Origin of the sequence: Paenibacillus sp. FSL H3-0286, from assembly GCF_045040705.1 — a bacterium.
Taxonomy (GTDB): Bacteria; Bacillota; Bacilli; order Paenibacillales; family Paenibacillaceae; genus Paenibacillus_AQ; species Paenibacillus_AQ odorifer.
The window spans coordinates 2,695,604-2,721,388 of record NZ_CP150285.1 but is presented as its reverse complement, the minus strand read 5'-3'; the positions used below and the strand labels follow the sequence as shown (position 1 = coordinate 2,721,388).

General features: G+C 44.9%; 22 protein-coding genes. 8 read left to right on the top strand and 14 right to left on the bottom strand.

Features of this window, described 5'->3' with window-relative positions; genetic code table 11:
* Nucleotide 1: 1 nt before the first annotated feature.
* Nucleotides 2-1,597, bottom strand: a complete 1,596-nt coding sequence (locus MHB37_RS11700; RefSeq protein WP_076189814.1) for a helix-turn-helix domain-containing protein — start codon at nt 1,595-1,597, stop codon at nt 2-4.
* 121 nt (nt 1,598-1,718) lie between these two features.
* Nucleotides 1,719-2,741: an ABC transporter substrate-binding protein gene (locus MHB37_RS11695; protein WP_076130569.1), complete on the bottom strand. Its 1,023-nt coding sequence runs from the start codon at nt 2,739-2,741 to the stop codon at nt 1,719-1,721.
* Between the two features lie 288 nt (nt 2,742-3,029).
* On the opposite strand from MHB37_RS11695, the gene MHB37_RS11690 reads away from it, so the two are divergent.
* Together MHB37_RS11690 and MHB37_RS11685 are read left to right on the top strand one after the other, a co-directional pair.
* Entirely contained in the window at nt 3,030-4,085 is a 1,056-nt protein-coding gene (locus MHB37_RS11690; protein WP_036685989.1) for a LacI family DNA-binding transcriptional regulator, read from the top strand.
* A 176-nt stretch (nt 4,086-4,261) separates the two neighbouring features.
* Nucleotides 4,262-6,697, top strand: a complete 2,436-nt coding sequence (locus MHB37_RS11685) for a GH36-type glycosyl hydrolase domain-containing protein (protein ID WP_405169263.1) — start codon at nt 4,262-4,264, stop codon at nt 6,695-6,697.
* 100 nt (nt 6,698-6,797) lie between these two features.
* On the opposite strand, the gene MHB37_RS11680 is transcribed toward MHB37_RS11685, so the two are convergent.
* The 4 genes from MHB37_RS11680 to MHB37_RS11665 all read right to left on the bottom strand — a co-directional run bounded on the left by MHB37_RS11680 (nt 6,798) and on the right by MHB37_RS11665 (nt 10,492).
* A complete protein-coding gene (locus MHB37_RS11680) occupies nt 6,798-7,106 on the bottom strand; it encodes a hypothetical protein (RefSeq protein WP_076130570.1) in 309 nt (102 codons plus the stop codon).
* A gap of 104 nt (nt 7,107-7,210) precedes the next feature.
* Nucleotides 7,211-7,846: a pyridoxamine 5'-phosphate oxidase family protein gene (locus MHB37_RS11675; RefSeq protein WP_076212728.1), complete on the bottom strand. Its 636-nt coding sequence runs from the start codon at nt 7,844-7,846 to the stop codon at nt 7,211-7,213.
* Between the two features lie 18 nt (nt 7,847-7,864).
* Nucleotides 7,865-8,434 carry an HIT family protein gene (locus MHB37_RS11670; protein ID WP_341171787.1) on the bottom strand — a complete coding sequence of 190 codons (570 nt, stop codon included), beginning with the start codon at nt 8,432-8,434 and terminating at the stop codon, nt 7,865-7,867.
* 90 nt (nt 8,435-8,524) lie between these two features.
* A complete protein-coding gene (locus MHB37_RS11665; protein ID WP_405169596.1) occupies nt 8,525-10,492 on the bottom strand; it encodes a glycoside hydrolase family 127 protein in 1,968 nt (655 codons plus the stop codon).
* Nucleotides 10,493-10,654: 162 nt separating this feature from the next.
* On the opposite strand from MHB37_RS11665, the gene MHB37_RS11660 reads away from it, so the two are divergent.
* From MHB37_RS11660 to MHB37_RS11640, 5 genes are all read left to right on the top strand, one after another.
* Entirely contained in the window at nt 10,655-11,521 is an 867-nt protein-coding gene (locus tag MHB37_RS11660) for an AraC family transcriptional regulator (protein WP_076183289.1), read from the top strand.
* A 2,380-nt stretch (nt 11,522-13,901) separates the two neighbouring features.
* Nucleotides 13,902-14,504: a YitT family protein gene (locus tag MHB37_RS11655; RefSeq protein ID WP_076218939.1), complete on the top strand. Its 603-nt coding sequence runs from the start codon at nt 13,902-13,904 to the stop codon at nt 14,502-14,504.
* Nucleotides 14,505-14,586: 82 nt separating this feature from the next.
* The gene (locus MHB37_RS11650) at nt 14,587-15,849 is read left to right on the top strand and encodes a DNA polymerase IV (protein WP_076189810.1); all 1,263 of its coding nucleotides are present in this window, start codon (nt 14,587-14,589) and stop codon (nt 15,847-15,849) included.
* Nucleotides 15,850-16,006: 157 nt separating this feature from the next.
* Nucleotides 16,007-16,771 (top strand): threonine/serine exporter family protein, encoded by a 765-nt coding sequence (locus MHB37_RS11645; RefSeq protein ID WP_076129956.1) that lies wholly within the window; start codon nt 16,007-16,009, stop codon nt 16,769-16,771.
* A gap of 28 nt (nt 16,772-16,799) precedes the next feature.
* Entirely contained in the window at nt 16,800-17,228 is a 429-nt protein-coding gene (locus MHB37_RS11640) for a threonine/serine exporter family protein (RefSeq protein WP_036685970.1), read from the top strand.
* A gap of 109 nt (nt 17,229-17,337) precedes the next feature.
* Here the strand turns inward: MHB37_RS11640 and MHB37_RS11635 are convergent, their stop codons facing one another.
* The 4 genes from MHB37_RS11635 to MHB37_RS11620 form a co-directional block, all read right to left on the bottom strand.
* Nucleotides 17,338-18,222, bottom strand: a complete 885-nt coding sequence (locus MHB37_RS11635) for a DegV family protein (RefSeq protein ID WP_076183845.1) — start codon at nt 18,220-18,222, stop codon at nt 17,338-17,340.
* 528 nt (nt 18,223-18,750) lie between these two features.
* Nucleotides 18,751-19,212: a DIP1984 family protein gene (locus tag MHB37_RS11630; protein ID WP_076129955.1), complete on the bottom strand. Its 462-nt coding sequence runs from the start codon at nt 19,210-19,212 to the stop codon at nt 18,751-18,753.
* Between the two features lie 2 nt (nt 19,213-19,214).
* Nucleotides 19,215-19,739 carry an N-acetyltransferase family protein gene (locus MHB37_RS11625; RefSeq protein ID WP_341144172.1) on the bottom strand — a complete coding sequence of 175 codons (525 nt, stop codon included), beginning with the start codon at nt 19,737-19,739 and terminating at the stop codon, nt 19,215-19,217.
* Nucleotides 19,740-19,741: 2 nt separating this feature from the next.
* On the bottom strand, nt 19,742-21,760 hold the full coding sequence (locus MHB37_RS11620; RefSeq protein ID WP_076129954.1) for a Na+/H+ antiporter: 2,019 nt from the start codon (nt 21,758-21,760) through the stop codon (nt 19,742-19,744).
* A 251-nt stretch (nt 21,761-22,011) separates the two neighbouring features.
* On the opposite strand from MHB37_RS11620, the gene MHB37_RS11615 reads away from it, so the two are divergent.
* A complete protein-coding gene (locus tag MHB37_RS11615; protein ID WP_339173461.1) occupies nt 22,012-22,773 on the top strand; it encodes an MBL fold metallo-hydrolase in 762 nt (253 codons plus the stop codon).
* A 77-nt stretch (nt 22,774-22,850) separates the two neighbouring features.
* On the opposite strand, the gene MHB37_RS11610 is transcribed toward MHB37_RS11615, so the two are convergent.
* The 4 genes from MHB37_RS11610 to MHB37_RS11595 form a co-directional block, all read right to left on the bottom strand.
* Nucleotides 22,851-23,486, bottom strand: coding sequence for an NAD(P)-dependent oxidoreductase (locus MHB37_RS11610; RefSeq protein ID WP_405169262.1), 636 nt, complete (start codon nt 23,484-23,486; stop codon nt 22,851-22,853).
* A gap of 18 nt (nt 23,487-23,504) precedes the next feature.
* Complete coding sequence (locus MHB37_RS11605) at nt 23,505-24,398, bottom strand: beta-1,6-N-acetylglucosaminyltransferase (protein ID WP_143762697.1); 894 nt, start codon at nt 24,396-24,398, stop codon at nt 23,505-23,507.
* 67 nt (nt 24,399-24,465) lie between these two features.
* Entirely contained in the window at nt 24,466-25,332 is an 867-nt protein-coding gene (locus MHB37_RS11600) for a VOC family protein (RefSeq protein WP_076189804.1), read from the bottom strand.
* Nucleotides 25,333-25,486: 154 nt separating this feature from the next.
* Nucleotides 25,487-25,768, bottom strand: coding sequence for a GNAT family N-acetyltransferase (locus tag MHB37_RS11595; protein WP_256715847.1), 282 nt, complete (start codon nt 25,766-25,768; stop codon nt 25,487-25,489).
* Nucleotides 25,769-25,785 lie beyond the last annotated feature (17 nt).

The window sequence follows — 25,785 nt, the reverse complement described above, 5'->3', positions numbered from 1 at the left end:
CTTACCCTAACGCTCTTAACACATCTTCAATCTTGCGCTGATGTGACAATACCCCATAATTCATCCAGGCCATAAAATCCACCTCATATACACAGCGATTACGAACAGCGGGCAGATTGCGCCAAAGTGGTGTATCCAACAGCTCCCGTCCTTCTCCTTCCTGTCGATCAAAGGTAATGAACAAATGATCTGCAGTGAGGCTCGCAAGCTCTTCTCTTGTTAGGCTCACCCGCTTCTGTCCACGGGTCAACTTCGGAACCAATTCATGGGGCTGCAAACCTAAATCCTCATGGAGTACGCTACCTGTATACCCCAATTGCCCGCATCCGTAGAGATTGATTCCGTAGGAAGATATTCTAAGGCATGCTACAGTCTGCCCTTGGACAGAACGGTTTAGCTCTCGTCTAGCTTGCTGCGCCCGATGCTCATAATTGCCGATCACTTCCTGGACACGATCCGTTCTGCCAAAGACGGCTGCTGCGGAAAATAACGTGGCCCGCCAATCCTCTTGATGAAAAGGCAGCTTGAACAACGGAGCAATTTGGCTGCACTCATCCAGGTGCCAACGCTGAAAGCCATCATCCAGCAGGATCAGTTCGGGCATGTACTGGGAGAGCTCCTGCCAATCGCCAGTCGAAATATCAACCGCAGGCACATCGAGGAGGGACAGATACTCTTGCTTCCCCCACTGAGCGTGAGAATATTGCGCCACTGGTGTAATATCCAGAGCCAGCAGGTAGTCTTCCAGAAAAGGAGCGAACACCCGTAGCCCTTCCTGATGGAAGCTTCTGTATTGGCCGGGCGTAACGCCCACCGATCTTTTGAAACGCCGGTTAAAATAATACTCATTGCTATACCCTACAGATAACGCGATATCATGCATACGGTCATTCGTAAGCAGCAACTGCTGCTGCGCCCTTTCAATACGAAGTCCGTTCAAATGCTCTAAGGGAATCCGCCCTGTCACTTCTTTAAAAATCTGTGTGTAGCGGGCACGTGTAATGCCTGCCACTTCAGCTAATTGATCGACGGTTATGGCGTGATTGTAGTGTTCCTGCATATAGCGGATGGAACGCTGTACCGCCTCATGGGCTCCTTTCATCTGGATGACAGAGGAATTTGCCCGCATGATCAGCAGCAGTAACTCTTGAAAGCGGGTATGGCCTGCGAACCATTCAATCTCTTCCGTACTTCTGCGACTATGATAGATAGCCTCCAGCAGTAATGCACATTGTGAAAAAGGTCTGCAGCTTAGCGGGCCGGACTGGAGAATTCCTTCTTTAGTCCCCTTTTCCATTCCACTCTGCCTGCTTCCCCCCGTTTCGATGACTTCAAACGTAAGCCTATAGAAGCTAAGTCCTCGCTCCTCTGCATTGATTTTGCTTATTAGCCCAGGTTCGAACAAGAACCCGACACCTTTTTCCAGAGGAAAACGCTTCTCCTCGGCTTCTAACCATCCCTGTCCTTCCGATACAATGATCAGGGTATGATTTTGAAACACTAAGGTCTGTCCGTTCACCGATAAGGATTGGGCTTCTATGTTAATCAAGCTATAGAATAGCCTCTTTTTATTGCTGTCTTGTAAATCTTCTGCCATTCTAGTGCCCTCCAATTGAGAACCATTTTCATTCACTTTACTATAGTTTAGAATAAAAAAGAAGGTCTATCAACTATGCTGATAGACCTTCTTTATGCTATTCCTTACGACGGCTGCCGTTTTATTTCACCATAGCTTTCAGCAAGTCATCAAGCTTCATCGAATTGGCTGTGATGGCACCAGTCTGCCAGTGGGAACGTTCCATTCTATAAACATTCCCGTTCTTCACCGCCGGCAGGCTCTTCCACAACGGGCCATCAAGGATTTGAGTCGCTTCCTGATTCCCTTCAGTATCCCAGCCCCCGTTGTCAGGGAACACAATGATATGATCCGCTTCGAGCTGAGGGATAAGCTCTTCGGAGATAATAGATTGATATTCGGTCATTTCTGCCGCCATAGGCACAGGTGTCAGGCCAAATTGAGAATAAATTACACCGGTGAAACGGTTTTTAACACCGAATAGAGCAAAGGTTTTATCCGCTACGTTGAGCCGGATCACTGCTACTTTTTCCTGACCCAGGGCCTGTTGCAGCTTAGCTTTCCCCTCTGCCACTTTCTGATCGTACGCTGCAAGGACAGATTCCGCCTTCTCCGGAATACCGAGGGCATCTGCAATAGCCGTAAGCACTTGTCTTGAGTCTTGCAACACCGCCTCAGGTAGACGATAGGTTGGTGCTATCTTGGAATATTGTTCATATTTCGCCGCATCCGCACCTCCATCCACAATAATCAAGTCAGGGTCTTTTTCCAGCAACACTTCCATACTACCGGTAATATCAAATTCTGGTACATCAAGATTTAAATAATCCTGTTTGCCCCAGCTTGGATGATACCACTGCACCACCGGGGTAATGCCCAATGCCTTCAAATAATCTTCAACATAGATCCCGGCTACCCGTTGTGGTTTAACTGGAATTTCGACATCCCCGAATTCCCCGGCAATCATCCGAGTTGCACCCTCTTCTGCGGCATTTCCATTTCCTTCAGTTGGTGCGCTAGTGCTCGCTGAGGTAGATTCCTCTGCATTCTGTGTCTTAGCAACGTTTTCTTTCGCAGTATTGTTATTCGTTCCGCATGCTGCCAGCGCAGTTATTGCCATTATAAGTACCGCTGCCCATAAAAACTTCTGACCCCATCTTGCCATTGATCCCTTCACTCCTATGCTTTATTGTCATTGATTATCATTCTCAATAACCTTTATCACAATAGTAGCATGACTTTCATAGCTTTCAATGCACTTTCTCCGCAAAAAACTTATACAAACTATTTCTAGTTGTTCTGCTCTATCATTATTCGGTAGGATTCTTCTTCTATTAAAAATATGTCATCCTTTATTAATTTAATCGCAAAATTTCTTTTTTTACGATTGATTTATACGATGCTTTCGCTTACAATAAACTCATAAACGCGCGTTTATGAAAAGAGGGGAAACATGCGCAGCGAAGATATTGCTAAGTTGGCCGGGGTTTCCCGAAGTACGGTATCCCGCGTGATCAACAACTATTCCAATGTTCCTGAAGAAACCCGGGCCAAAGTGCTGCGGGTGATTGAGCAACATCAGTACGAACCGAACAGCTTTGCACGGGCTCTGGCCGGTAAGAAAACCGATACCATCGGATTGTTCGCCATCAGTATGAACGAGAAAGAGAACACTACCCGAATTTATCAGAACAATTACTTTGCACCATTCGTCGATGCCGTAGTCGACACGTCGAATGCCCGCGGATGTTACGTTCTGATTCATACGGTATACTCTCCAGACGATTTTCTGAAGGTAAAACAAGCTTTTCTGCAAAAACGGATTGACGGTGGTATAATTGTCGGCACTCAGAAGGATATTAATATCGTCCGCGAAATGGTGGGACTCGATTCTCCGCTAGTACTGATTGATTATGATATCTCAGAGATTATGTCGGAGCATCTTGACCGCAATCATTTGGCCATTGTGAATTCCAAAGATTACGAGGGCACCACAGAAGTGATTGAACATTTAATCTCCTTAGGCCATCAAGAGATCGGCATTATCTGTGGGCAAATGAATACGTACTCTGGTCGAGAACGCTACACGGCCTATGAGGACACGCTGAAAAAACATGGTCTGCCTATGAATGAGAAGTTTATCCTAAAGGGTGATTTTCTGAAAGAGACGGCTTATGAAGAGGTCAAGAAGCTGCTTGCTTCTGGTGAACCTTTGCCGACTGCCTTTTTCTCTTCCAACGATGACATGGCTATTTCAGCGATGGAAGCGTTCTCCGAACATGGAATCATTGTCCCTGAGGATATCTCCATTGCGGGTTTCGATGACATTCAGCTGGCATCCCGTATTCAGCCTAAGCTGACCTCTGTACGCTTGCCGATTTATGAAATGTCCAAGGCTGCAGTGGAAAAAGTAATCGAGCTGTGTGATTCGCAGCAGCCGACTTTCAGCACGATCAGCTTTCCAGCTCGTTTAGTGGAGAGAGATTCCTGTCAACCGCCGAAGAAGTAGCACAGATTCATCCTTCACTGAAGAATACATATTTTTCTGTGAAGCTGCTATCATCGGTTCTCGAAATCACTGCCTAATACTATCTTTTAGAAACAACGGAAAGAATCCCTTCCCTCGAGGGAATTTTTCCTGAAACTTATAAACGCGCGTTCACAATCGAAAGGAGACTTTCTCACATGAAATTCGGTACCTTTGACGACACTCGTAAAGAGTATGTAATTAACACACCAAAAACACCTTACCCTTGGATTAACTACCTGGGTAATGAACAATTTTTCGGACTTATTTCTAATACTGCTGGTGGCTATACCTTCTATAGAGACGCTCGTCTCAGAAGATTGACCCGTTACCGTTACAACAATATCCCAATGGATGCTGGCGGCCGTTACTACTATCTTTATGATGATGGTGATTTCTGGACTCCAGGCTGGATGCCAGTAAAACGTGATCTGGACTTCTACGAATGCCGTCACGGTCTTGGCTACACCTCCATTACTGGTGAACGCAACGGTATCTCTGTAAACCAGCTTGCTTTTGTACCTATGGGTCATAACGCTGAAGTACATCGTCTTGTAGTGAAAAACACGGGTTCCGCGAAGAAATCCGTTAAACTGTTCTCTTTTGCAGAGTTCTGTCTTTGGAATGCACAAGATGATATGACTAACTTCCAACGCAATCTCAGCACTGGTGAGGTTGAAGTGAAGGATTCTGTTATCTATCACAAAACAGAATACCGTGAGCGCAGAAACCACTATGCTTTCTACTCTGTTAACAAAGAAATCGCCGGCTTTGATACTGACCGCGAAGCTTTCGTAGGGATGTACAATGGTCTGGAAAGCCCGCAAGCTGTTGCTGCAGGTGAACCAACTAACTCCGTTGCCAGCGGCTGGTCCCCTATCGGATCGCACGCCCTGAACATTACTCTGGAGCCGGGCGAAGAGCAAAGCTTCATCTTTGTCCTTGGTTACATTGAAAACCCAGAAGAAGACAAATGGGAATCTCTGAACGTAATCAACAAAAAACCAGCAGAGGCTATGATCGAGCAATTTGCTACAGACGCTCAAGTGGACGCCGCTTTGGCTGCACTGGCTGCACACTGGGATAACCTGTTGTCCAAATATCAAATCCAAAGTGGCGACGACAAGTTGAACCGTATGGTTAACATCTGGAATCCATATCAATGTATGGTTACCTTCAACATGTCCCGTTCCGCTTCTTACTTTGAATCCGGTATTGGCCGTGGTATGGGCTTCCGCGATTCTAACCAAGACTTGCTCGGATTTGTACACCAAATTCCTGAACGTGCTAAAGAACGTATTCTCGATATCGCCGCTACACAATTTGAAGACGGCAGTGCCTATCACCAATACCAGCCGCTTACCAAAAAAGGTAACAATGAAGTCGGTACCGGCTTTAATGATGACCCGCTTTGGTTGATCCTCGGCACAGCTGCTTACATCAAAGAAACTGGCGACACATCGATTCTTGATGAGCAGGTTCCTTTTGACAGCAATCCGGATAACACAGCTACTCTGTTTGAGCACTTGAAACGCTCCTTCGAGCATGTAACTAACAATCTCGGACCTCACGGCTTGCCGCTGATTGGTCGTGCAGACTGGAATGACTGCTTGAACCTGAACTGCTTCTCTACAGAGCCGGGCGAATCTTTCCAAACTACTGCCAACATCGAAGGCCGCGTAGCGGAATCCGTATTTATCGCGGGTCTGTTCGTCTTCGTTGGACCGGACTATGCAGAAATCTGCCGGATGCGCGGACTTAATGATGTAGCTACGGATGCAGAAGCTAAGATTGACAACATGCGTGAAATCACACTGACTCACGGTTTCGATGGTGACTGGTTCCTGCGCGCTTATGACCACTATGGCGACAAGATCGGTTCCAAAGAAAACGAAGAAGGTAAAATCTTCATCGAACCACAAGGTATCTGTGTTATGGCCGGTATCGGTGTGGAAGATGGTCAAGCTGAAAAAGCTCTGACTTCCGTGCAAGAGCATTTGGATACTAAATACGGTATCGTATTGCAACAGCCACCATATTCCAAGTACTATCTGAACCTGGGTGAAATTTCTACGTACCCTCCGGGCTACAAAGAAAATGCTGGTATTTTCTGCCATAATAACCCTTGGATCATGATCGCTGAAACTGTACTTGGACATGGCGACAGAGCGTTTGAAATTTACGCTAAAATTGCTCCTGCTTACTTGGAGGACATCAGCGAAATTCACCGTACTGAACCTTATGTATACTCGCAAATGATCGCAGGTAAAGATGCCGTTCGCCACGGGGAAGCTAAAAACTCCTGGTTAACTGGTACTGCGGCTTGGAACTATGTAGCGATTACACAATCTATCCTTGGTATTCAAGCGGACTTCAATGGTCTGAAGATCGATCCTTGTATTCCTACAGAGTGGGACAGCTTTGAAATCACCCGTGTCTTCCGTGGAGATACTTATGTGATTCAAATCAAGAACCCGAACCATGTATCCAAAGGTGTAGCTAGTCTTACCTTGGATGGCGCAGCTGTAGAAGGTAACATCATCACTCCAGTTGGAGACGGTGCTGTACACCAAGTAGTTGTAGAACTGGGTTAATACAAAAAAAATCCGCTCACCGTTCGTTTGAACGATTGAGCGGATCGGATCTAAAATTAACAGTAGATGCCCCCTGAAGGATTCAGGGGGCATCTTTTTTTTACCCTTCCACAATATCTGCTCTTAAATCACTCGCAACCTCAAGCATTCTAGGAATCACGGCTTCATTGGCGCCAGAAACATAAATATCGCCCTGATAATGTCTAAATGGGATTGTTGTATCACCATAGCTCCACATAAAGAAATCTCCCTCAATGGACATGGTAGTGGCACCTGTTACTGTAAAAACTGATGTATAGGTGAAATCAGGTTTGGATGCGAAATATTGCTTACACTCTTCTAAAGATAGGGTTGTTGCTGAATCTCCAGCATTCTGCATTGCTCTTGTCATCCGATAACGTTTACTCATTGTGATGCCTCCATTATTATCTGTAAAATGATCAGTTGCCTTATCCAGATCAAATATAGCATACAATGAAGGGCAAATCCCATTCCATTTCTAAGTCGAAAATGTTAATATAGCCGTTTTTCATAGCTTTCTTTTAGTGATTTTGAGATATCCTCTGGAGTAACTCCAAGTTTACGGGCATGCTGCGCCAGTATTTTTGATGGATTAGGCAAGACTTCTTTCGCAAGCCAATGATCGTCATCCCACAAATGTGACCGCTTAAAGGCTTTTGCACAATGCATATAACATTCTTCAACTTCCACGCCAATTCCAATGATCGGGACTTTACCATGCGCTTCCATAGGTTTCAATATATCTTCATCCTTAACTATACTCGCGTGCCCATTTATTCTTAATGTTTCTTCAAGTCCGGGGATGATGAATATCAAACCGACTTTTGGGTTCTCAAGTATATTTCGCAAAGAATCAAACCGTCTATTCCCAGGGCGTTCAGGGATCACTAAATGTTTATCATCCAACACGTGAACAAAACCTTCTGCGTCCCCGCGCGGAGAGACATCACAAGCACCGGACGAACCGCTTGTAGCCATAAAAAGCATTGGAGATTTTGAGATATAATCACGGCAATGATGATCTATAACAGTTATGGTTTTGTTGTTAACCAATTCGCTTGGGTACCCAAATAAAGACCTCAGCTCTTCTTCTGACTCTATAACTTTTTCGAAAAAGTTTGACTTCATACTTCTCCCTCCCTCAACTTAATAAGCCCCAATGTTCTTATTTTTGCTCAAATATCCGCTTAATAATTGGGCGAAATTTTTTCTTGTTGATTCATCCGATAACTTCCCATAAGTGCCATACAGATTATCCCCATGATATCTTGGAAACACATGTAAATGATAATGCCATACATCTTGGCTGCCATCCGGCTCATTATGTTGTCTAGAAGAAACGCCATCACATTTATAAACTTCTTTAAGACCTTTAGCAATTTCAATTTCCAGCTCATGTATCCGGTTTGAGATCTCAACCTCCAATGTGTAAATATTCTCGATATGCTGATTAGGGATGATTAAAACATGCCCTTCATTATTCGGATACCAATGAGAAGCAATTAAAGCCGTTATGTAATGATCTTTATAAATAATATCCGCTTGCTTAGAATGCACATCTTCATTTTCAATGCCCGAAACCAACAAACAAAAGGGACAAGTATAACCCTCTGGAGCATGATTATAAATATAGCCCGCCTCCACTGTTATAGGATTTAAGAATATTTCTATGTTTCTTCTAATTTCGCCATTTTGCGTGTGTTCTCCTTTTTGCAAAAAGAAAAGGACAGACTGTAAATTACAGCTGTCCCCTTAGAAAATACTGATAAAACACAGTCATTCCCGAGATCAATGTCTACCTATAACTTAAACGCTGGCTTCCGGAATCCATACCTTCATTTCACCACTGCCACGATTTCCCCATAAGTAATACGGAACCGCCTTAACTTTTACGGTTTGAACTGGTGCCTTGACTCTGCTGTAAAGCTCACCACTCCAGCCCTCTTTATCTACACGTAGCCCCTCTGCCTCGACAACAACAGCGCCGCCGAGCAACGTCTCATCAAAAGCCGCAGTAAGTTCACTGCCTTCTTTTAAAGAAATCGAGCTTAACGGCTCACCATTATCGATACTTTCAAGACAATACACAAGAGGTCCACGCTGAATCGTTACTTTTTGAGCATCAGCACGCAAACTTGGATGTGCGTAGATACGATGTGCCTCCATAGGGTCATGCACTTCGATTACATCTCCTGCTCTCCACAGTCTCCGGATAACGAGGTATCCCTGCTCGATGTTCTCAGCAGTATTCATTGCTTCACCGTTGACTCTGATCTCCATTCCTTGGCTCCAAGATGGAATCCGTAAGGCAATTCCAAACTCTGCTTCCGCTGCGGGATTAATCTTCAACGAGACTTTACCTTCCCATGGATAGTTACTCTCTTGCTGAATCGCAACATCTGTTCCACCCAGCTTTGTTGTCAGCTCACTGCCAATATACAAATTCATATAGAGCGTATCACCATGGATCGTATAGATATATTGATTCAGCGAAGTCAGCAGACGCGCCACATTCGGAGGACAGCAAGCGCAGCCAAACCAACCTTGGCGCTCGGACTTCACATGATGTTTATCTGGGTTGCAGCTGCATGCCTTAGGCCATACTTCCAGTGGATTCACATAAAAATAGTGCTTACCATCCTGTGCCATTGAACCTAACACATTGTTATAAAGCGCCCGCTCCATGACGTCGGCATAACGTGCATCCGGCGATATTCTCAGCATCCGCTGTGCAAAAAAGATCAACCCAATAGATGCACAAGTCTCTGCGTACACCGAATCGTTAGGCAGATCATAATCGAAGGTGAAAGCCTCACCCCGATGCGTAGATCCGATCCCGCCAGTAATGTACATTTGCTTAGTAGTGATGTTATTCCACAGTCTCTCGCATGCTTCGCGAAGGGTATCATCTCCCGTAAGTGCGGCTAGATCAGCCATGGCAGTATACATATAAACCGCACGCACAGCATGTCCTACAGCCACTTCCTGTTCTCTTACCGGAAGATGACTTTGGTAATATTTTAAATCTAAATTCTCCTTCTGACCTGTGAAAAAATTGATACTCCCCAGACTATCCCATTGTTGCTTTAAGAAATTCGGCTGTTGACCTCGCTCATTAATAAAAAAGCTGCTGAGCTTCAAATACCGCTCCTCACCTGTGAGCCGATACAGCTTCACGAGCGCAAGCTCAATCTCCTGATGGCCATCATATCCCCGCATTTTTCCTTCTTCCGGACCAAACACAGAATCGATATGATCAACCATTCGGCACATGATGTTGAGCAGTTTTCTTTTGCCTGTAGCCTCGTAATAAGAAACGGCTGCCTCAATGAAATGCCCAGCACAGTAAAGCTCGTGGCAATCGTTCAGATTAGTCCAGCGTTTGCCGGGTTCTTTTATCGTAAAATAAGTATTTAAGTACCCGTCTTCCTGCTGCGCTTCTCCAACGAGGTCAATCACTTCATCCGCTTGACGCTCCAGCTCAGGGTCACGTTTGATGCTTAAGGAATAACCTACGGCCTCCAGCCACTTGGCTACATCACTGTCTTGAAATACCCAGCCGTAAAATTTACCGTTCTTCCGGCCCGCAGCAATCTCAAAGTTAGCAATGGCATGACTGGGCTCAGCTCCCGCTGCTTTATCGTGCAATGCCTCGTATTGATACGGGATTACAACATCCTGAACCAGCTTTATATAACTTCCCCAGAAATCATCTTTAATGCTAACGGATTGATCTTTTACAACTTGCTGATCCTGGATCGTTTTATTCATCATCATCTTCCCCTTAGCCTTATTTTATACTCGCTAATTACAATTATAGAGCGTACAATAGATAAAAAATATAATCAGAAGCAACCCCTTTTTTGTACTATTTCACACTCCTAATTCCAAGGACAATTTAAGCTCGGACTACGATAAAAAGAGAGGTAGAACACAGTGAGTCCTTCCTATGTACATTTCGCAGCGCCGCCTTTTCCATATTTTCTGGAATGCAATCACACTGTTTATCAACCCGGAGAGCAGCATCCAAATAGAAGCCATATCGGCTTATTTGATCTGATTATTGTAGAGCAAGGTTGCCTATTTATCGGTGAAGAGCATAATCAATGGGAGGTTGCGGCTGGGCATACGCTGCTTCTGCTGCCTGACCGCTATCATTATTCCGTTAAGTCTTGCGAGGAGCTGACTTCGTTTATTTGGATTCATTTTCATACCCTCGCAGATTGGTCAAGCTCTGATGGCGAGCCCGTGTATATCAACCGAGAGACACATTTCCGGCAGTTTCTTACTCATCCATATACCATTCGCATCCCGCAGTTTGGTCCCCTTCCTGATCCCTTTAAACGGAGTGGACAAGCTGAGAAGCTTTTACAGCTGTCCACTGGAAGACGTTCCAGTGCAGTTTGGGAGCAGCAAAGGATTTTTGAAGAAATGCTGCGGATGATGGATCTAGCGCAGCATGATACTTCAGAAAGTCATGCGGTAGAGATCGCCGAGAGGACAGAGACTTATATCCGCAATCATTATGCGGAGCCTCTCTCCAATGCCTCTTTAGCGGATGCGCTGCATTTTCATTATAACTACCTTGCCCGCTGCATGAAACGCGTATATGGACTGACTCCGATGGAGTATTTAACGGATTACCGTTTGGAACAGGCCAAGCTCCTTCTGCTTAAAACAGAGATGCCTATAGCTGCGATCGCAGAACGTATCGGTTTCGAGAGCACCGCCTACTTCTCGCGTCGCTTTACTCAGCAGATCGGAATCTCTCCGCTTCGCTTCCGCAAGCGGTATTCCCGATAACGGCAAAAACAGCATGCCTCATAATTGGAGGCGTGCTGTTTTCGTTGTTAATGCGGTGCGCTGTTGTAGCTTTCTTGTGTGCTGCTGGCTTTCTTCTGCGCTGCTGGCTTTCTTGATCAGCTATGAATTAATTGGACGCGAGATGCTCCTCTAGCTCGGAGAAACTTAGGTAACTATTGTGATGGAGCAGTACTCCGATTGGCAGATTTCTTGTGTACCCGTGATCCGTCCTAAATCCTTCTACTGCTCTTACTTCTTACTTCTTGCTTCTTGCTTCTTGATTCTTGATTCTTGCTTCTTGCTTCTTGATTCTTGCTCCTTGCTCCTTGCTCCTTGCTCCTTGCTCCTTGCTCCTTGCTCCTTGCAATAATTTTACCAGTTTACCTTCCTAGGCGTGGCCCACTCATACTTACCATAGCTCAACGCTGATTATGCGGCTCGACCCTCCAAAGCTTATCAGCAAGTAACTCACCGTATAGCCATCACACTACTCTCTATATCCCCCGGAGACGCGTCTGCTTAATCATCCATTCATAGCATTCCCCGTTGCGGACCGGATTGCAGCTATTTTTGATTTTCGATCCATTTTGCGGCATTTTCGGACTGTATAGCTCTTATTGCTCATAATTTTCTCCAAATCGGGCTACATTTGTGGGAATAACTGCAACTGAGTCCGATAGTGTGACAAAACGAGCGAAATCATGGAAATAAGAGCAACTGAGTCCGAACAGTTGCTGAAAAGAACGCCGCCTGCCAAATTTGCTCCTAATCGTGCTAGCCATTGTTTAAACTAGCTGTCTGGGGCTCAACCTATCTACTCCGTGCGAGAAATTAGTTACCTGTTGCTCAAACTAGCCGCCTACGTCTCGATACCTGCTACCTTTTGCTAGAACTTGATCGTATCGGACCGTATTGCAGCTATTTCAGCATATGGGTTCATTTTGCGAAGGTTTCGGACTGTATAGCTCTTATTGCTAATAATTTGCTCCGAATCGGGCTACATTTGTGGGAATAGCTGCAACTGGGTCCGTTAGTGTGACAAAACGAGCGGAATCATGGAAATAAGAGCAACTGAGTCCGAACAGTTGCTGAAAAGAACGCCGCCTGCCAAATTTGCTCCTAATCGTGCTACCCAGTGCTTAAACTAGCTACCTCTGGCTCAACCTATCTACACCGTGCGGAATTAGTTACCTAGGACTTAACCTAGCTACTCCGTGCGCAATTAGTTACCTATGGCTCAACCTATCTACACCGTGTGCGGAATTAGCTACCTATGGCTTAACCTAGCTACTCCGTGCGCAGAATTTGTTACCTGTTGCACAACCTAGCTGTCTACGTCTCGAAATCAGCTACCTTTTGCTCGATCTTGATCGTAACGGACCCTTTTACACCTATTTGTGATTTTCGGCCCATTTTTCGGAAATTTCGGACTGTATAGCTCTTATTACCCTTAATTTGCGCAGAAAAGGAGCGCATTTGAACGAATAGCTGCAACTGAGTCCGATAGTGTGACAAAACGAGCGGAATCATGGAAATAAGAGCAACTGAGTCCGAACAGTTGCTGAAGAACGCCGCCTGCCAAATTTGCTCCTAAACGTGCTAGCCATTGTTTAAACTAGCTGTCTGGGGCTCAACCTAGCTACACTGTGCGGAATAGCTACCTATAGCTCGACCTATCTACACCGTGCGCGGAATTAGCTACCTATAGCTCAACCTATCTACACTGTGCGGAATTAGCTACCTATAGCTCAACCTATCTACTCCGTGCGCAATTAGTTACCTATGGCTTAACCTAGCTACTCCGTGCGCAGAATTTGTTACCTGTTGCGCAACCTAGCTGTCTACGTCTCGAAATCAGCTACCTTTTGCTCGATCTTGATCCTATCGGACCCTATTGCACCTATTTGTGATTTTCGGCCCATTTTTCGGAAATTTCGGACTGTATAGCTCTTATTGCTCATAATTTGCTCGCAATCGAACCACATTTGTGGGAATAGCTGCAACTGGGTCCGTTAGCTCGAAAAAATGCCTTGTATCTGCCTAATAAGGTCTTCTGGGTCCGCATGGAGGCTGGGCGGTGAGTTACTCAAATCTATTGAACGTTGCGGACCCTATTGCACCTATTTGCGATTTTCGGCCCATTTTCCGGAAATTTCGGACTGTATAGCTCTTATTGCTCATAATTTGCCCGCAATCGGACCACATTTGTGGGAATAGCTGCAACTGGGTCCGTTAGCTCGAAAAAATACCTTGTATCTGCCTAATAGGGTCTTCTGGGTCCGCATGATTAGGCCCGAAATCAGTTTTTTTGCTTCACTGCAATTTTTTGGAAGTGACAAGCATATTTATAAGACATGCCTTTAATGTGGAGATGTTAAATATGCAGTCATTATTGAGATACGCGATCATCCTGATCGGAAGCTTGCTCATTGCAGCAGCAACTAATTTTTTTCTAGTCCCATATAAAATCCTAGATGGGGGAATAATAGGAATAGCCCTCATCATCAATTATTTATCCGATGCCAAAATCGGTATAGCTGTCCTTCTCTGCAGCTTTCCGATTTTCCTGTTAGCCTGGCTGAAGGAACGCGATATCTTTTTCAATAGTGTATTAGGTTTATTGACCTCATCGTTTCTGATTGAGCTTCTCGGTCCTTTGCAGTACCACTTTCTGTATTATTTTGAGTTCGGCTCCATTTCCAGCGCCATTATTGGCGGTTTTTTAATGGGAACGGGTCTTGGGCTTATGCTGCGGTTCAAAGCCAGTACAGGCGGAACGGATCTGCTTGCTCAATATATCAAAAGGTATCTCCCGCTTAACCTTGGACTCATCATTTTTTTGACAGATTTTATAATTATCGGCGCGGGGGGACTCCTGATTTCCAAAGAAACCTTCTTCCACTCCATCCTCACGATTATCGCTGGGGGTGTGGCCACAGGTCTCTGCACCTTGGAGACTGAAGAGAAATGGGAAAAAATATGAATATACACGATCATATGTTCGTATTATAATAATAAGAAAAATCATCTACCCTATCTCTACCTCACCTGGAGAGTGTGAATCTATGAATAAAGAGCGTGTTATTTTGTTATCCGATTGTCAGAGCTTTTACGCCTCCGTGGAGAAGGCCTCTAATCCGCAATACAGCAACAAACCGCTTATTGTCGCCGGAGATCCGGCTAGACGAAGCGGGATTGTGCTTGCCGCTTGTCCGTTAGCCAAATCTTTTGGCATTACTACCGCCGAGACCTTGAAGGAAGCACTCGCGAAGTGCCCCGAAGTAATCGTCGTCAGACCACATATGCAGCAATATATCGATGTTTCCTCCCAAATCACGGACATTCTACGCAAATTCAGTGACCTCGTAGAACCTTATTCCATCGATGAGCAGTTTATTGATATCACCGGCAGCCTCAGCTTATTCGGAAGCCCAAGACAGATCGCTACGACCATTCAGGACTTAATCCGCAGAAATACAGGTGTGCGCGCACGTATCGGTATAGGTTATTCCAAGGTTACCGCCAAAATGGCTTGCGACCTGTGGGCCAAGAAGAACCCGGAGGGTCTATTTACCCTCACTCAGGAAGAGCTTCCAGATGTACTTTGGCCGCTGCCCATTAGTGAGTTGTTTATGGTAGGCCGCCGCATGTCCGCGCACTTCCAAAGCATGGGCCTCACAACGATTGGCCATTTGGCACAGATGCCGCTAAGCGAGCTGAAATGGCGCATGCGGGAGAAATTCCATAAAAAATGCGATATCGATGCCGAGCTATATTGGCGAATTGCCAATGGCATCGACGATAGCCCTGTAAGTCCCGCTACCTATGAAGTAGCCCCCAAGAGCGTCGGGCACCAAATGACACTGCCACGGGATTACTATACACTGCAAGAGATCAAGACCATCATTCTGGAGCTCTCAGAGCTGGTGTGCAGGCGCAGCCGCAAGCTGAAGGTGCATGGTGCAGTCGTGTCTGTTGGCTGCCAAGGCGCCAGCTTTGATGACCCCAGCGGCTTCTCGAGACAGACTACGATGAGCGATCCTACGAATGCAACCCAGCTGGTATACGAGGCCGCCCTCGCTCTTTTCAAACAGCATTGGGAAGGTCAGCCTGTGCGCCGAATTCATCTAAGCCTGTCCAATCTGTCTGACGAAAGCCAATATCAGCTAACCTTATTTGAGTCGCGCCCCCGCTACCGTGAGCTCGAACGGGCCACTGATGCGCTGAAGAATAAATACGGGGAATCGATCATTGGACGCGCTGCATCGTTCACAGATGCCGGACAACTTAAGGACAGATCCGGAAAGATTGGCGGACACTATAAATAAACAGTGCATCTTTATACATTTTATTTCTGAAACTATATTAAAATATATCCCATATCGTTTATAATGCTATATTGAGGTTGTTATTTTCACACAATGAAGCGACAATCATAAGTATATACACATAGATATGTAACATTCCAGGGGAGGACCGGAGAAGTTGGAAAGCACGAGCAACACTAACACTACCTATTATGAAATCGTTGATCTCTGTCTTCTTGCTGGCAAGATCATGCTGCAAAACGGTGCAGAAACCTACAGAGTAGAAGATACAATGACACGTATGGCTGCTTCTCTCGGTTTTCCAGGGGCACATAGTTATGTGACACCAACCGTTATTATGTTCACCACCAATAGAACGGAGCCCGTTAAGTTATATCGGATTGCCGAGCGAACCACAGATCTGCAGAAAGTCTCAGAGGTTAATGATATCTCGCGGCGTCTGAACGAGCGTCAGATTACAGCCGAGGAAGCTCGGACACGATTAGGTGAGGTCGATGATGCCGCACATGCGTATCCGGTATGGCTGCAAATCATAGCAGCGGCGCTTACCGGCGCTTGCTTCACCGTTATGTTTAAGGGCAGCTTGTGGGATGCTCTCCCCGCATTACCGATTTCCGGGTTAGGTTTTGCTGCGGTTATCTACCTGCATCGTCTTGTGCAGACTAGATTTTTTGCAGAGTTCTCTGCTTCCTTCCTGATCGGACTTCTGGCCTTCTATTCTGTAAAGCTGGGCATAGGTCAAGAAATGGACAAAATCATCATCGGCTCCGTGATGCCTCTAGTACCCGGTCTACTCATTACTAATGCCGTTCGTGATCTGATGGCTGGTCATCTGGTCTCAGGCATATCCAAAGGAGCAGATGCCTTTCTAACTGCTTTTGCGATCGGTACAGGCATTGGGCTTGTACTATCACTATTTTAATTTTCCATGTGAAAGAGGTTAGCCCTTCATGATTTTGCAACTTATAACCAGTTTTATCGCCGCGGCAACCTTCTGTATTTTATTTAATGCGCCTAAGCGCGCTCTACTGCAGTGTGGTTTTGCTGGAATGGTAGGCTGGATGGTGTATGTAATCCTTGATGTAGAGTGTGGGCCTGTTGTTGCTACGTTTGCGGCTACTGTAGTGGTGGGCATCGTCAGCCAGCTGTTTGCCCGATCCTTCAAAATGCCGGTTATTATTTTTAGTGTAGGCGGTATTATCCCACTTGTTCCGGGTGGCCTTGCTTACGATGCTATGCGTAGATTTGTAGAAGAAAACTATAATCTGGCTGTAGAAATCGCTGTTCGGGCATTAATGCTCTCTGGCGCAATTGCGGCTGGACTGGTACTGAGTGAAGTTATCGGACAAATGTTCCGCCGTCGTGCAAGCAAAGCATAACCTTCTTACAACGTCATCTCATAGATTCAAAAAAAAGAAATCGTCTCTTGGTATAATGAGGATCATCCGTCCCTCTTCCAAGAAGCGATTTCTTTGTTTACTATCCTATCTACACAAGTACTGCTACAGGTTCAACCTCCGAATAAATACTATTGATCCGGTTATTTTTAATCCAAGAAAGTCCCACGGTACCTTCACCCGCATGAACAGCCACGGCAGGAATGTAAGTCATAATCTCCGTACGTAAATCAGGCGCCATCTCTTTGATGTCTTCTTCTAGCTTCAGCGCCATTTCTAAATTATTGGAATGCATGATGCACACATCGCTAACAAGTCCAACATCCTGTTTAAAGATATCTAACAGCGCCTGCTTCGTCTTCTTCATCGTGCGGATTTTTTCCACAACAATGACCTTGCCCTCGTCAAAACGCAGCAGCAAATTTATCCGTAGTAATTGACTAAGAATTACCTGTGTACCAGAAACACGCCCACTACGGTGAAGCTGGGACAAGCTTGCAGGAATTAAGTAGAAGGACATATTTTGAATGATATTCTCTATCTTTTCTTTAATCTCTAGGCCAGTAAAGCCCATCTTGTGCCAATGAATACCTCGCGTAATCATTTCCCGAATCGGATAAGCGCCAACCTTGGAATCAATTCCAATAACATTAGCTTCCGCTATTTCAGCACCTTGCATGGAAGCATTGTATGTTCCGCTAAGCCCTGTCGAAAGATGCACCGCGATAATCTCATCATATTCTTCCTTCAACCGTTCGTATAACTCGATAAACTCACCGATTGGCGGCTGTGAGCTGCCTACTTGATCATGCTGACGCATTTTCTCATAGAACTCATCGATCGTAATATCTATATTTTCTTTATAACACTCGTTGTTAATAATCAGACGTAAAGGAACAATATACACATGGTTGTTCTTGGCGAATTCAGGATCGATTGTACATGTACTGTCGGTTACCCAGGCAATTGATTTCATGGTCACTTGTCACTTCTCTCTTTCATGAAAGGAATAGTAGAATGTTTGAAGAGACAAGGGCCACTAAACCTTCTCGGCCAATGAATCACTCTCTCATCCTGTACAATCAACATACGAATAGATCAGCGGTTTAGGAAGTCCTCGTGCGTATTCGTAAATTATACAAGATAACGAGCGATAAGATAGGCAAAACAGGCCGATAATGCAAATTTTATTCAACTTTTTTCAACTTTATTCGACATTATTTCACATTATGTATGACGAATATACCTATCCTAATAGAGACAGTTCATGTTATGTAAAAGCCTAACCACAGCAAAAATATCCCCGTCCCCACCCTCACCGTTCTTACATAAATCAGCGCTTGGTAGTTACATTAATAGGTACTCTTTACAGTTGTTACAGTACGGGGCTAAGTTATGATTGGTCAGATATGGCCCGGCATCTGTCAATTTGTCCAACTTTCCCTGTTGGCGGGTTGCGCTCGCCTTTATAAAGATCAGTTACCTTCTGCTGTGATAAAGCTTTTTACGGTGTGATTAAGGCTACCGTCCAGTTTTTCTCCTGAATTTTAAAATCCAACTCGCGATAAGACTTAGACAGTTCATCAATCCGCTTCTGAATCTGAGCGACATCCACCGTTCTCTGGAAACGAACCTCAGAGCGGCTATACCGATCCTGAGTGATCGAAGCTTGCTCAAGCAAATCGCTAAACAGCTTCCGCAGCTGAAGCATTTTATCCCGTTCGGCTAGGGCGTCGGCAATACTCCAATTCTCATTGAAGGCAACAGATGAATTCGTTCGATTAATCGCTCGAATCAAAATCGTCTGCTCGTTAACAGCTATTTCTAGCTCATGCAAAAGAGCCTCCGGCTGCTCTGCCGGATCTTCCCCCTCCTGCACCTTAACGACCCGATCGAGCCGCTGCTTTAGCTGCGCGATTTTACGGGTAAGATCACTTCGGTTCACTAATGCTTCCGCAAGTTTCATCTTTAAGTTCCCCCTAAGATTTTCTGATAGCTGGCGATATCCAGTCTTCGACCAAATTTACAGCCAATCTCCTTGAAGTAGGCACATTGTTCATATCCATTCTTTGAGAAAAGCTGGCGACTGCGTTCATTCTCTGCGCAAACGGTAGCTACTAACACATGGAAATCCAGTTCGGCAGCTCTCTTTTCAATAAAACGTAAGGCATGCTGTCCTATTCTTTTACCCACACAAGCCGGTTTCAAATACACACTGATCTCCCCAGAGCTATCATAAGCCGGCTTACTCTTATGTCTAGCAATCAGAACATAGCCCTGAATAACATTATCCCAGGATAATATAACGTATGATTTGAACCGCGGATCATCATTCATCACTGATTGCCGCATTTCGTCCAAACTTAAAGGCTCGGTATGAAAAGAAACCGTAGTGTTCAGCACGTAATAGTTATAAATATCGAGTACATCCGACAGATGCTCTTCGCGAATTTCAGTGAATAACAAGCTTTCTCCCATTACTTTGTTCAACACAGCTAATCCTCCCAAATGGATGTTTCCAAATGATCGACGAACTTGCGTAATTTACCGGCTAGCTTGCGGTTAATAGTTCCATCCTGGTACATTTGCTGCACCTTATCCCGTTGCTCCTGAATAGCTTTCAGTTTCAATTCAAGCTTTTGATCATCAACGAGACCATCCTTTGTCCAGCCTTGACCCTGCTCGAAGCGTGAGATTAGTTGCTCATAACTGCATGCAACCTTCTCTACTGCTTTTCGGTTGTTCTCATTCATACTTGCATTAACAGCAGCTATTGCTGCGCGGGACATAGAAACCTTAGCTTTTCTTGCACATTCAGCCTGTTGCAGCATTTGTTGGCTAGCTTCCCGTTCGTTTTGTCCTGAGAACATCCCCGCAAATAGCCTTCTAATCTCTGTAAGGGATAATCTAATTTGAGAGTTGAGACTTCTGGCTAAGAAAACTTCACTATGATCCAAGAATTCTTCCATTTTCTGAGCCACTGAGGCAGGAATCTCATTGTTAGTAAGCAATCGGGTCAGCTCTTTGCGTTCAGCATGCAAGCCCACTATCCTTGCTTCAACCCCAAGCCGACGGAGTTCCTCAAATGCCGGATCGTTCGCTTGATCCTCGCGGTTCAGACTATAAACCTTTTCTCTAAATTCACTCAAAGCTGGCTGTGCGGAATCCTTGCTCTCCTCCGTCATCATACTTTGAAGCAGCGTTATCCCGGCAGCAACGACCTTAGATTTGGCCGCCTGTTCAACCTCAGTGTCCCCTGGTTCGGCAACCGGCTCTTCTTTACCTGCGAGAATTGGTAAAAAGATACTAGCGATCAGCAGTGACATCAGAATCACACCCGCAGCGATAAAGATAATTAGATCACGTTCAGGAAAAGGTGAGCCATCTCCTAACACAAAAGGAATCGAAAAGGCACCGGCTAAAGTAACCGCGCCTCGCACCCCTGAAATGGTCAGGATTAGCATGGACTTTATAGACGATTTTTCCATTTTTTGCAGGCCGGCGCCAGCCAGGGAAAATACATATACCCATATAAAACGCAGCACAAAAAGCAGTAACGTTATCGCTAATACATAACCAATCACCATAAGATTGTCCACCGCTGTATCCCGGTAGATCACTTCAATAACATCTGGAATCGACAATCCGAGAATAAGGAAGACCAAGCCATTCAAGATGTAGAGCAGCACAGACCATGTGCTGGCGGATACCAGCTGTAGCTTATACTGTGGCGAGACCGCACGATCCTTCTCGACCGCATGAATTATCCCCGCTGCAACCACAGCTAAAATGCCGGATACCCCTATTTCTTCACTGATCAGATACACAATGAAAGGAGTCAGGATTTGCAGCAGCACATGTACTGTGATGTCCTCCATCCCCAGTCTGCGGATAAATACACTGAACCGAATCAGGAGGAACGCGAGTATTGCTCCGACAATTAGCCCACCTAAAGCGATAATCACAAAGCTAATGGAGGCTTTCGGCAAAGAAAATATGCCTGTAACAGCTGCTGCAATAGCGAAGTTAAACGCAACAAGGCCAGAGGCATCATTCATCAATGATTCGCCCTCTAGAATACGATGAATACTCTTGGGAAGATGTACTCTCCCAGCGATTGCACTTACCGCCACAGCATCTGTCGGCGATAAGATCGCTGCCAGCGCAAAAGCAGCTGCGAGTGGAATGGTGGGAATCATCCAGTTAATGGAATAACCAGCGATAAGCACTGTAGCAAATACCAAGCCTAGTGCCAGCATTAAGATTGGTGCCCGCAGGTTCCATAACTCATTTCTTGGTGTTCGCTTTCCGTCATTGAACAAAAGCGGAGCAATAAATAACACGAAAAACAACTCTGGCTCCAGTGACATATGTATTCCCAAAGGCAGTAGTACGACCACTACACCCAAGCCAATTTGTATTAAGGGTATCGGCACGAAGGGAATGAATCGGTTTATGATGTTGGATATTGCGATAAGCCCAAGTAGGACGAGTACAACTAGAAATGTCTCCAAACCACATCAACTCCCTTTTTTATATTTGATTATTATATCGCAAAGCTTTAGGCAAGGGCAAAATCTAGCAAAAGATTCTTAACATTAAAATCCCCTACAAATTCCACAAAAATTCCATCAGATACATATTGACATAAATATTTATTTGTGTTATAATAAAATATTTATCTATTGTTTTTATTTTCAGTTTTGAGTAATATATGCATTAGCCTCACGGCGTCGCTCTTATTATCAATCACGGAGGGATAATAATGTACATTGCTCAAGGAATAGAAATGCTCGAGATTACAGCGCAGGTTATGGGTGGAAAAGACACGATTTACCCCACGCTACTCTGGGATGAACATGCCGCCGTACTCGTCGATACCGGATTCCCGGGTCTACTCTCTACTTTCAAAGAGGCTCTAAAAGAAGCGGATGTGCCTTGGGAGAAGCTCCGTACCCTTATTATCACGCATCAGGATTTAGACCATATCGGTTGCCTCCCTGCCCTATTGGCTGATGAAGATCTAGAGCTTACTGTTCTGGCTCATGAAATTGAGCAGCCCTATATTCAAGGAGAGCGAATGCTCCTTAAGCACACTCCTGAAGCTTTAGCGGCGGCAGCGGCTATGATCCCAGCTCATGTACCTGAGGAGTGGCGGCGTGCCTTCCTCTCTGTATTAGCCCATCCTCCTAAAGGAAAAGTGGATCAAACGCTTGTGGATGGAGAAAAGTTACCTTTTGCCGGTGGAATTACGGTGATCCATACCCCTGGCCATAGCCCAGGGCATCTCAGTCTTTACCATCATGATAGCCGTACACTTATTGCCGCCGATGCCTTGACCGTTCAGGATGGCGAGCTACAGGGTCCCACTCCTTCCGCCACACCTGACATGGAGCTGGCTTTGTCCTCTCTGAACAAATTCTCTGAGTATGAGATCGATACGGTCATTTGTTATCACGGTGGACGCTACCGCGGAGATGCAAACAGACGTATTGCTGAACTAGCAGAAGGAAAAGGAAAGCTGTAATGATACAAAAGAAGACAGAGCCTGAAATCCGGCTCTGCCTTCTCTTGTTATATAGGATCGTTATTCTTCATTATCACTTAAGACTCTGAACCCACCGTAAACCGTTCACGAATATGCTGCGGCTGTTCGATTTCATCGACAATAGCAACGGCATAATCTTCGTAGCTGACATAACTCTCGCCTTTGGAGTTCACCAGAAGATTATCCTTACCTTTTACATAAGAACCTGTTCTTGTGCCGATGGCAAAATTAGCAGATGGACTAACAAAGGTCCAAGAGAGTGCATCTGTTCCTTGCAGAATCTCCAGATTCTTGGCTTGATTCGTCGCTGTTGGCTTAATAAGGTCAGGAAAGTCATTCGTATCCACTACTTTAAGCGTTTTGGCTTCATCTACATAAAGACTTCCTGCACCCCCAACTACAATCAATCTTGTATCGGGCGAAGCCTTCAACGCTTCAATAAGCACATTCCCGGCATCCACATGCAGATGTTCTTGTCCAAACGGCGCACCAAAAGCATTCACAACCACATCGAACCCCTGCAAATCTTCAGCGGTAAGTGCAAATACATCCTTTTCAATGACATTCGCTTTACTATTTGTTACTTTAGATGCATCCCGCACAATCGCTGTAACTTCATGACCTCTATCCAACGCTTCCTGCGTAATTCGGCTTCCAGCTTTTCCACTTGCTCCAACAACTGCGATTTTCATATGATTGTCCTCCTGAGTTTACGATGTTTTCGCTTTAATATTTATATCAAGGAGCTCCTGAACGATGGTTCTATCGATATCGAGATCAAATTTTCTCCCCCAAAAGCATTCCGTGCCCCGTTGAGTGATCCGATCATAGTCTTCTATCGTTAGCGTTCTAGGATAATCCGGTCCTGTTTCCCAATCTGTATACCGCTTAATTTCATTCAGCACATGCATCTTATAAACACTATTCAAAATTATCGTATGGAAAAAAATTTCGTCTCCACATAAAGTGTTCCTAAAAAATCTGACGTATTCCGGAGAGCTTTTTGTAAAATCCAAGATGTACTCCATACATCCACCTGTAATAGACATCCAGTTTGAGCCTTTATATAAACCGTTCGGCAGAGCGCTTAATCTTCTTTGCAGAAACGGAACGCTCATAATTAGTTTAATGTACCTCATTCGGATCGCTGTCATACGCCGGGTCCTTGAGATGAGGAATCTAGGATAATAAACTGAGACCCGCTCGTAACATCCCCAAGTTTCCGCAGCATTAGGCAGCTGCAAATACTTCACAAATTCCTTACCTTCATTCACCTTAAAGAAATCTAGAATCACTTCATTTGAAGCAAGAGGCAGATCCTGACCGCTTAGGATGTGGATATAATTGAAATCCCCATGTTCTTTGATCAGCGAAAAGCACTTCAAAATGCATTCAATCTGGCTGTAATGCCCCCACTGCACATCAATAGGCTTTTCCACAAAATGAATATCGTTACGATGAATAATATCAGCTTCAATATTACTTTTCTGATCGACATGAAGGAAAAACTCTACGGACTCGTTAGTTAAACTATCGATTAGCAAATTGATCTGCTCCGGATTCTTATGACAAAGAATGATATACGCCATTTTGAATGCTTCCAACAAACTTCACCCTTCCGCCCATCTATTTCCAATATTATAAAATAAATGGACGAAAATGGATATATAATTATCTCTCTAAAACAAGTCTGATTCCAATGTTCCAAGGATCTTGGAATGTAGGATTTCCATTCACTTCTGTAACTGCGTAACCAGCCTGCCGAACTCGCTCCACCACAGCGTTGCGTTCCTCTTCATTCGTAAGAATTAAGGTAAAATAATCAATCCCCACAGTATCAGCTGGAGCCGCAGGTGCGCCCTGTCCGGCCCAAACATTCAGCCCGATATGGTGATGATAGCCACCAGCAGAGATAAACATAGCAGCACTTCCATAATTAGCTGTTAGTTCAAAACCAAGCAAATCGACGTAGAAGGCTTTCGCCTTATTTAAATTCCCCACATGAAAGTGTACATGCCCAATCACTGTTCCCGCTGGCAGCCCGCTCCATGATAAACCTTCAGAAGCTGCCAATAGTCCATCTACATCCACTGGATCAGTGGACATCATTACATGCCCTTCTGCATCATATTTCCATTCACTCTTAGGACGATCTCGATAGATTTCAATCCCATTATTATCTGGATCCTGAATATACAACGCTTCACTGACCAGATGATCCCCCTGCCCCACTTCAATCCCCGAAGAGATCAAATTGCGCACAACCAATCCAAGGCTAGGACGATCTGGAACAAGGATAGCGAAATGATACAACCCAGCCACAGAATTAGGGCGGATCACCCGCGCATTTTCAATCTCCCGCAAGATTAATAACACATTCTGACCGTCAGCGGTCATTTCCACTTCGCGGCCAGTCTGCCGCAAAACGCTTAATCCCACAACATTCTGATAAAAGGTGAGCGAACGCTCCAAATTGCTTACTCTAATCTGTACCAGACCGATCTGAGTGTCTGGTTGAAGTATTGTTTTAGTCGTCATTATAAATTCCTCCCAATCATGCTGTAACTGTTTTAGTTACAAATTAACTATCTTTAGTATAGTTACCTTCTATATGTTTGTCAATTACCTATAAAAAAATCATGTCGACTGGTTCACAGCCAAACATGATTCACAGGAACATATAATAAGTAATTCAAAAAAAGGTTTCCGGGTATTTCAACTCTCCCTTAATCCTCTGCAGTACGCCTTCCTTCAGCTCACAGACCATAAAGACATTCTCCGGTACCGCGAATTGTTTCAACTCCAGCCCATGTAGCCCTGCGGGTTGAAATCCGAATCTTGGATAATATTCGGGATGCCCGATCAAAAAGACAAGCTCATATCCGAGCGTTCTACATCTTTCTAACCCTTCTTGGATCAGCGCCTTGCCGATTCCTTGCTTCTGAACGAATGTTTTCGACCAACTGCGCTTCATCTTCCCGATCACCAAAA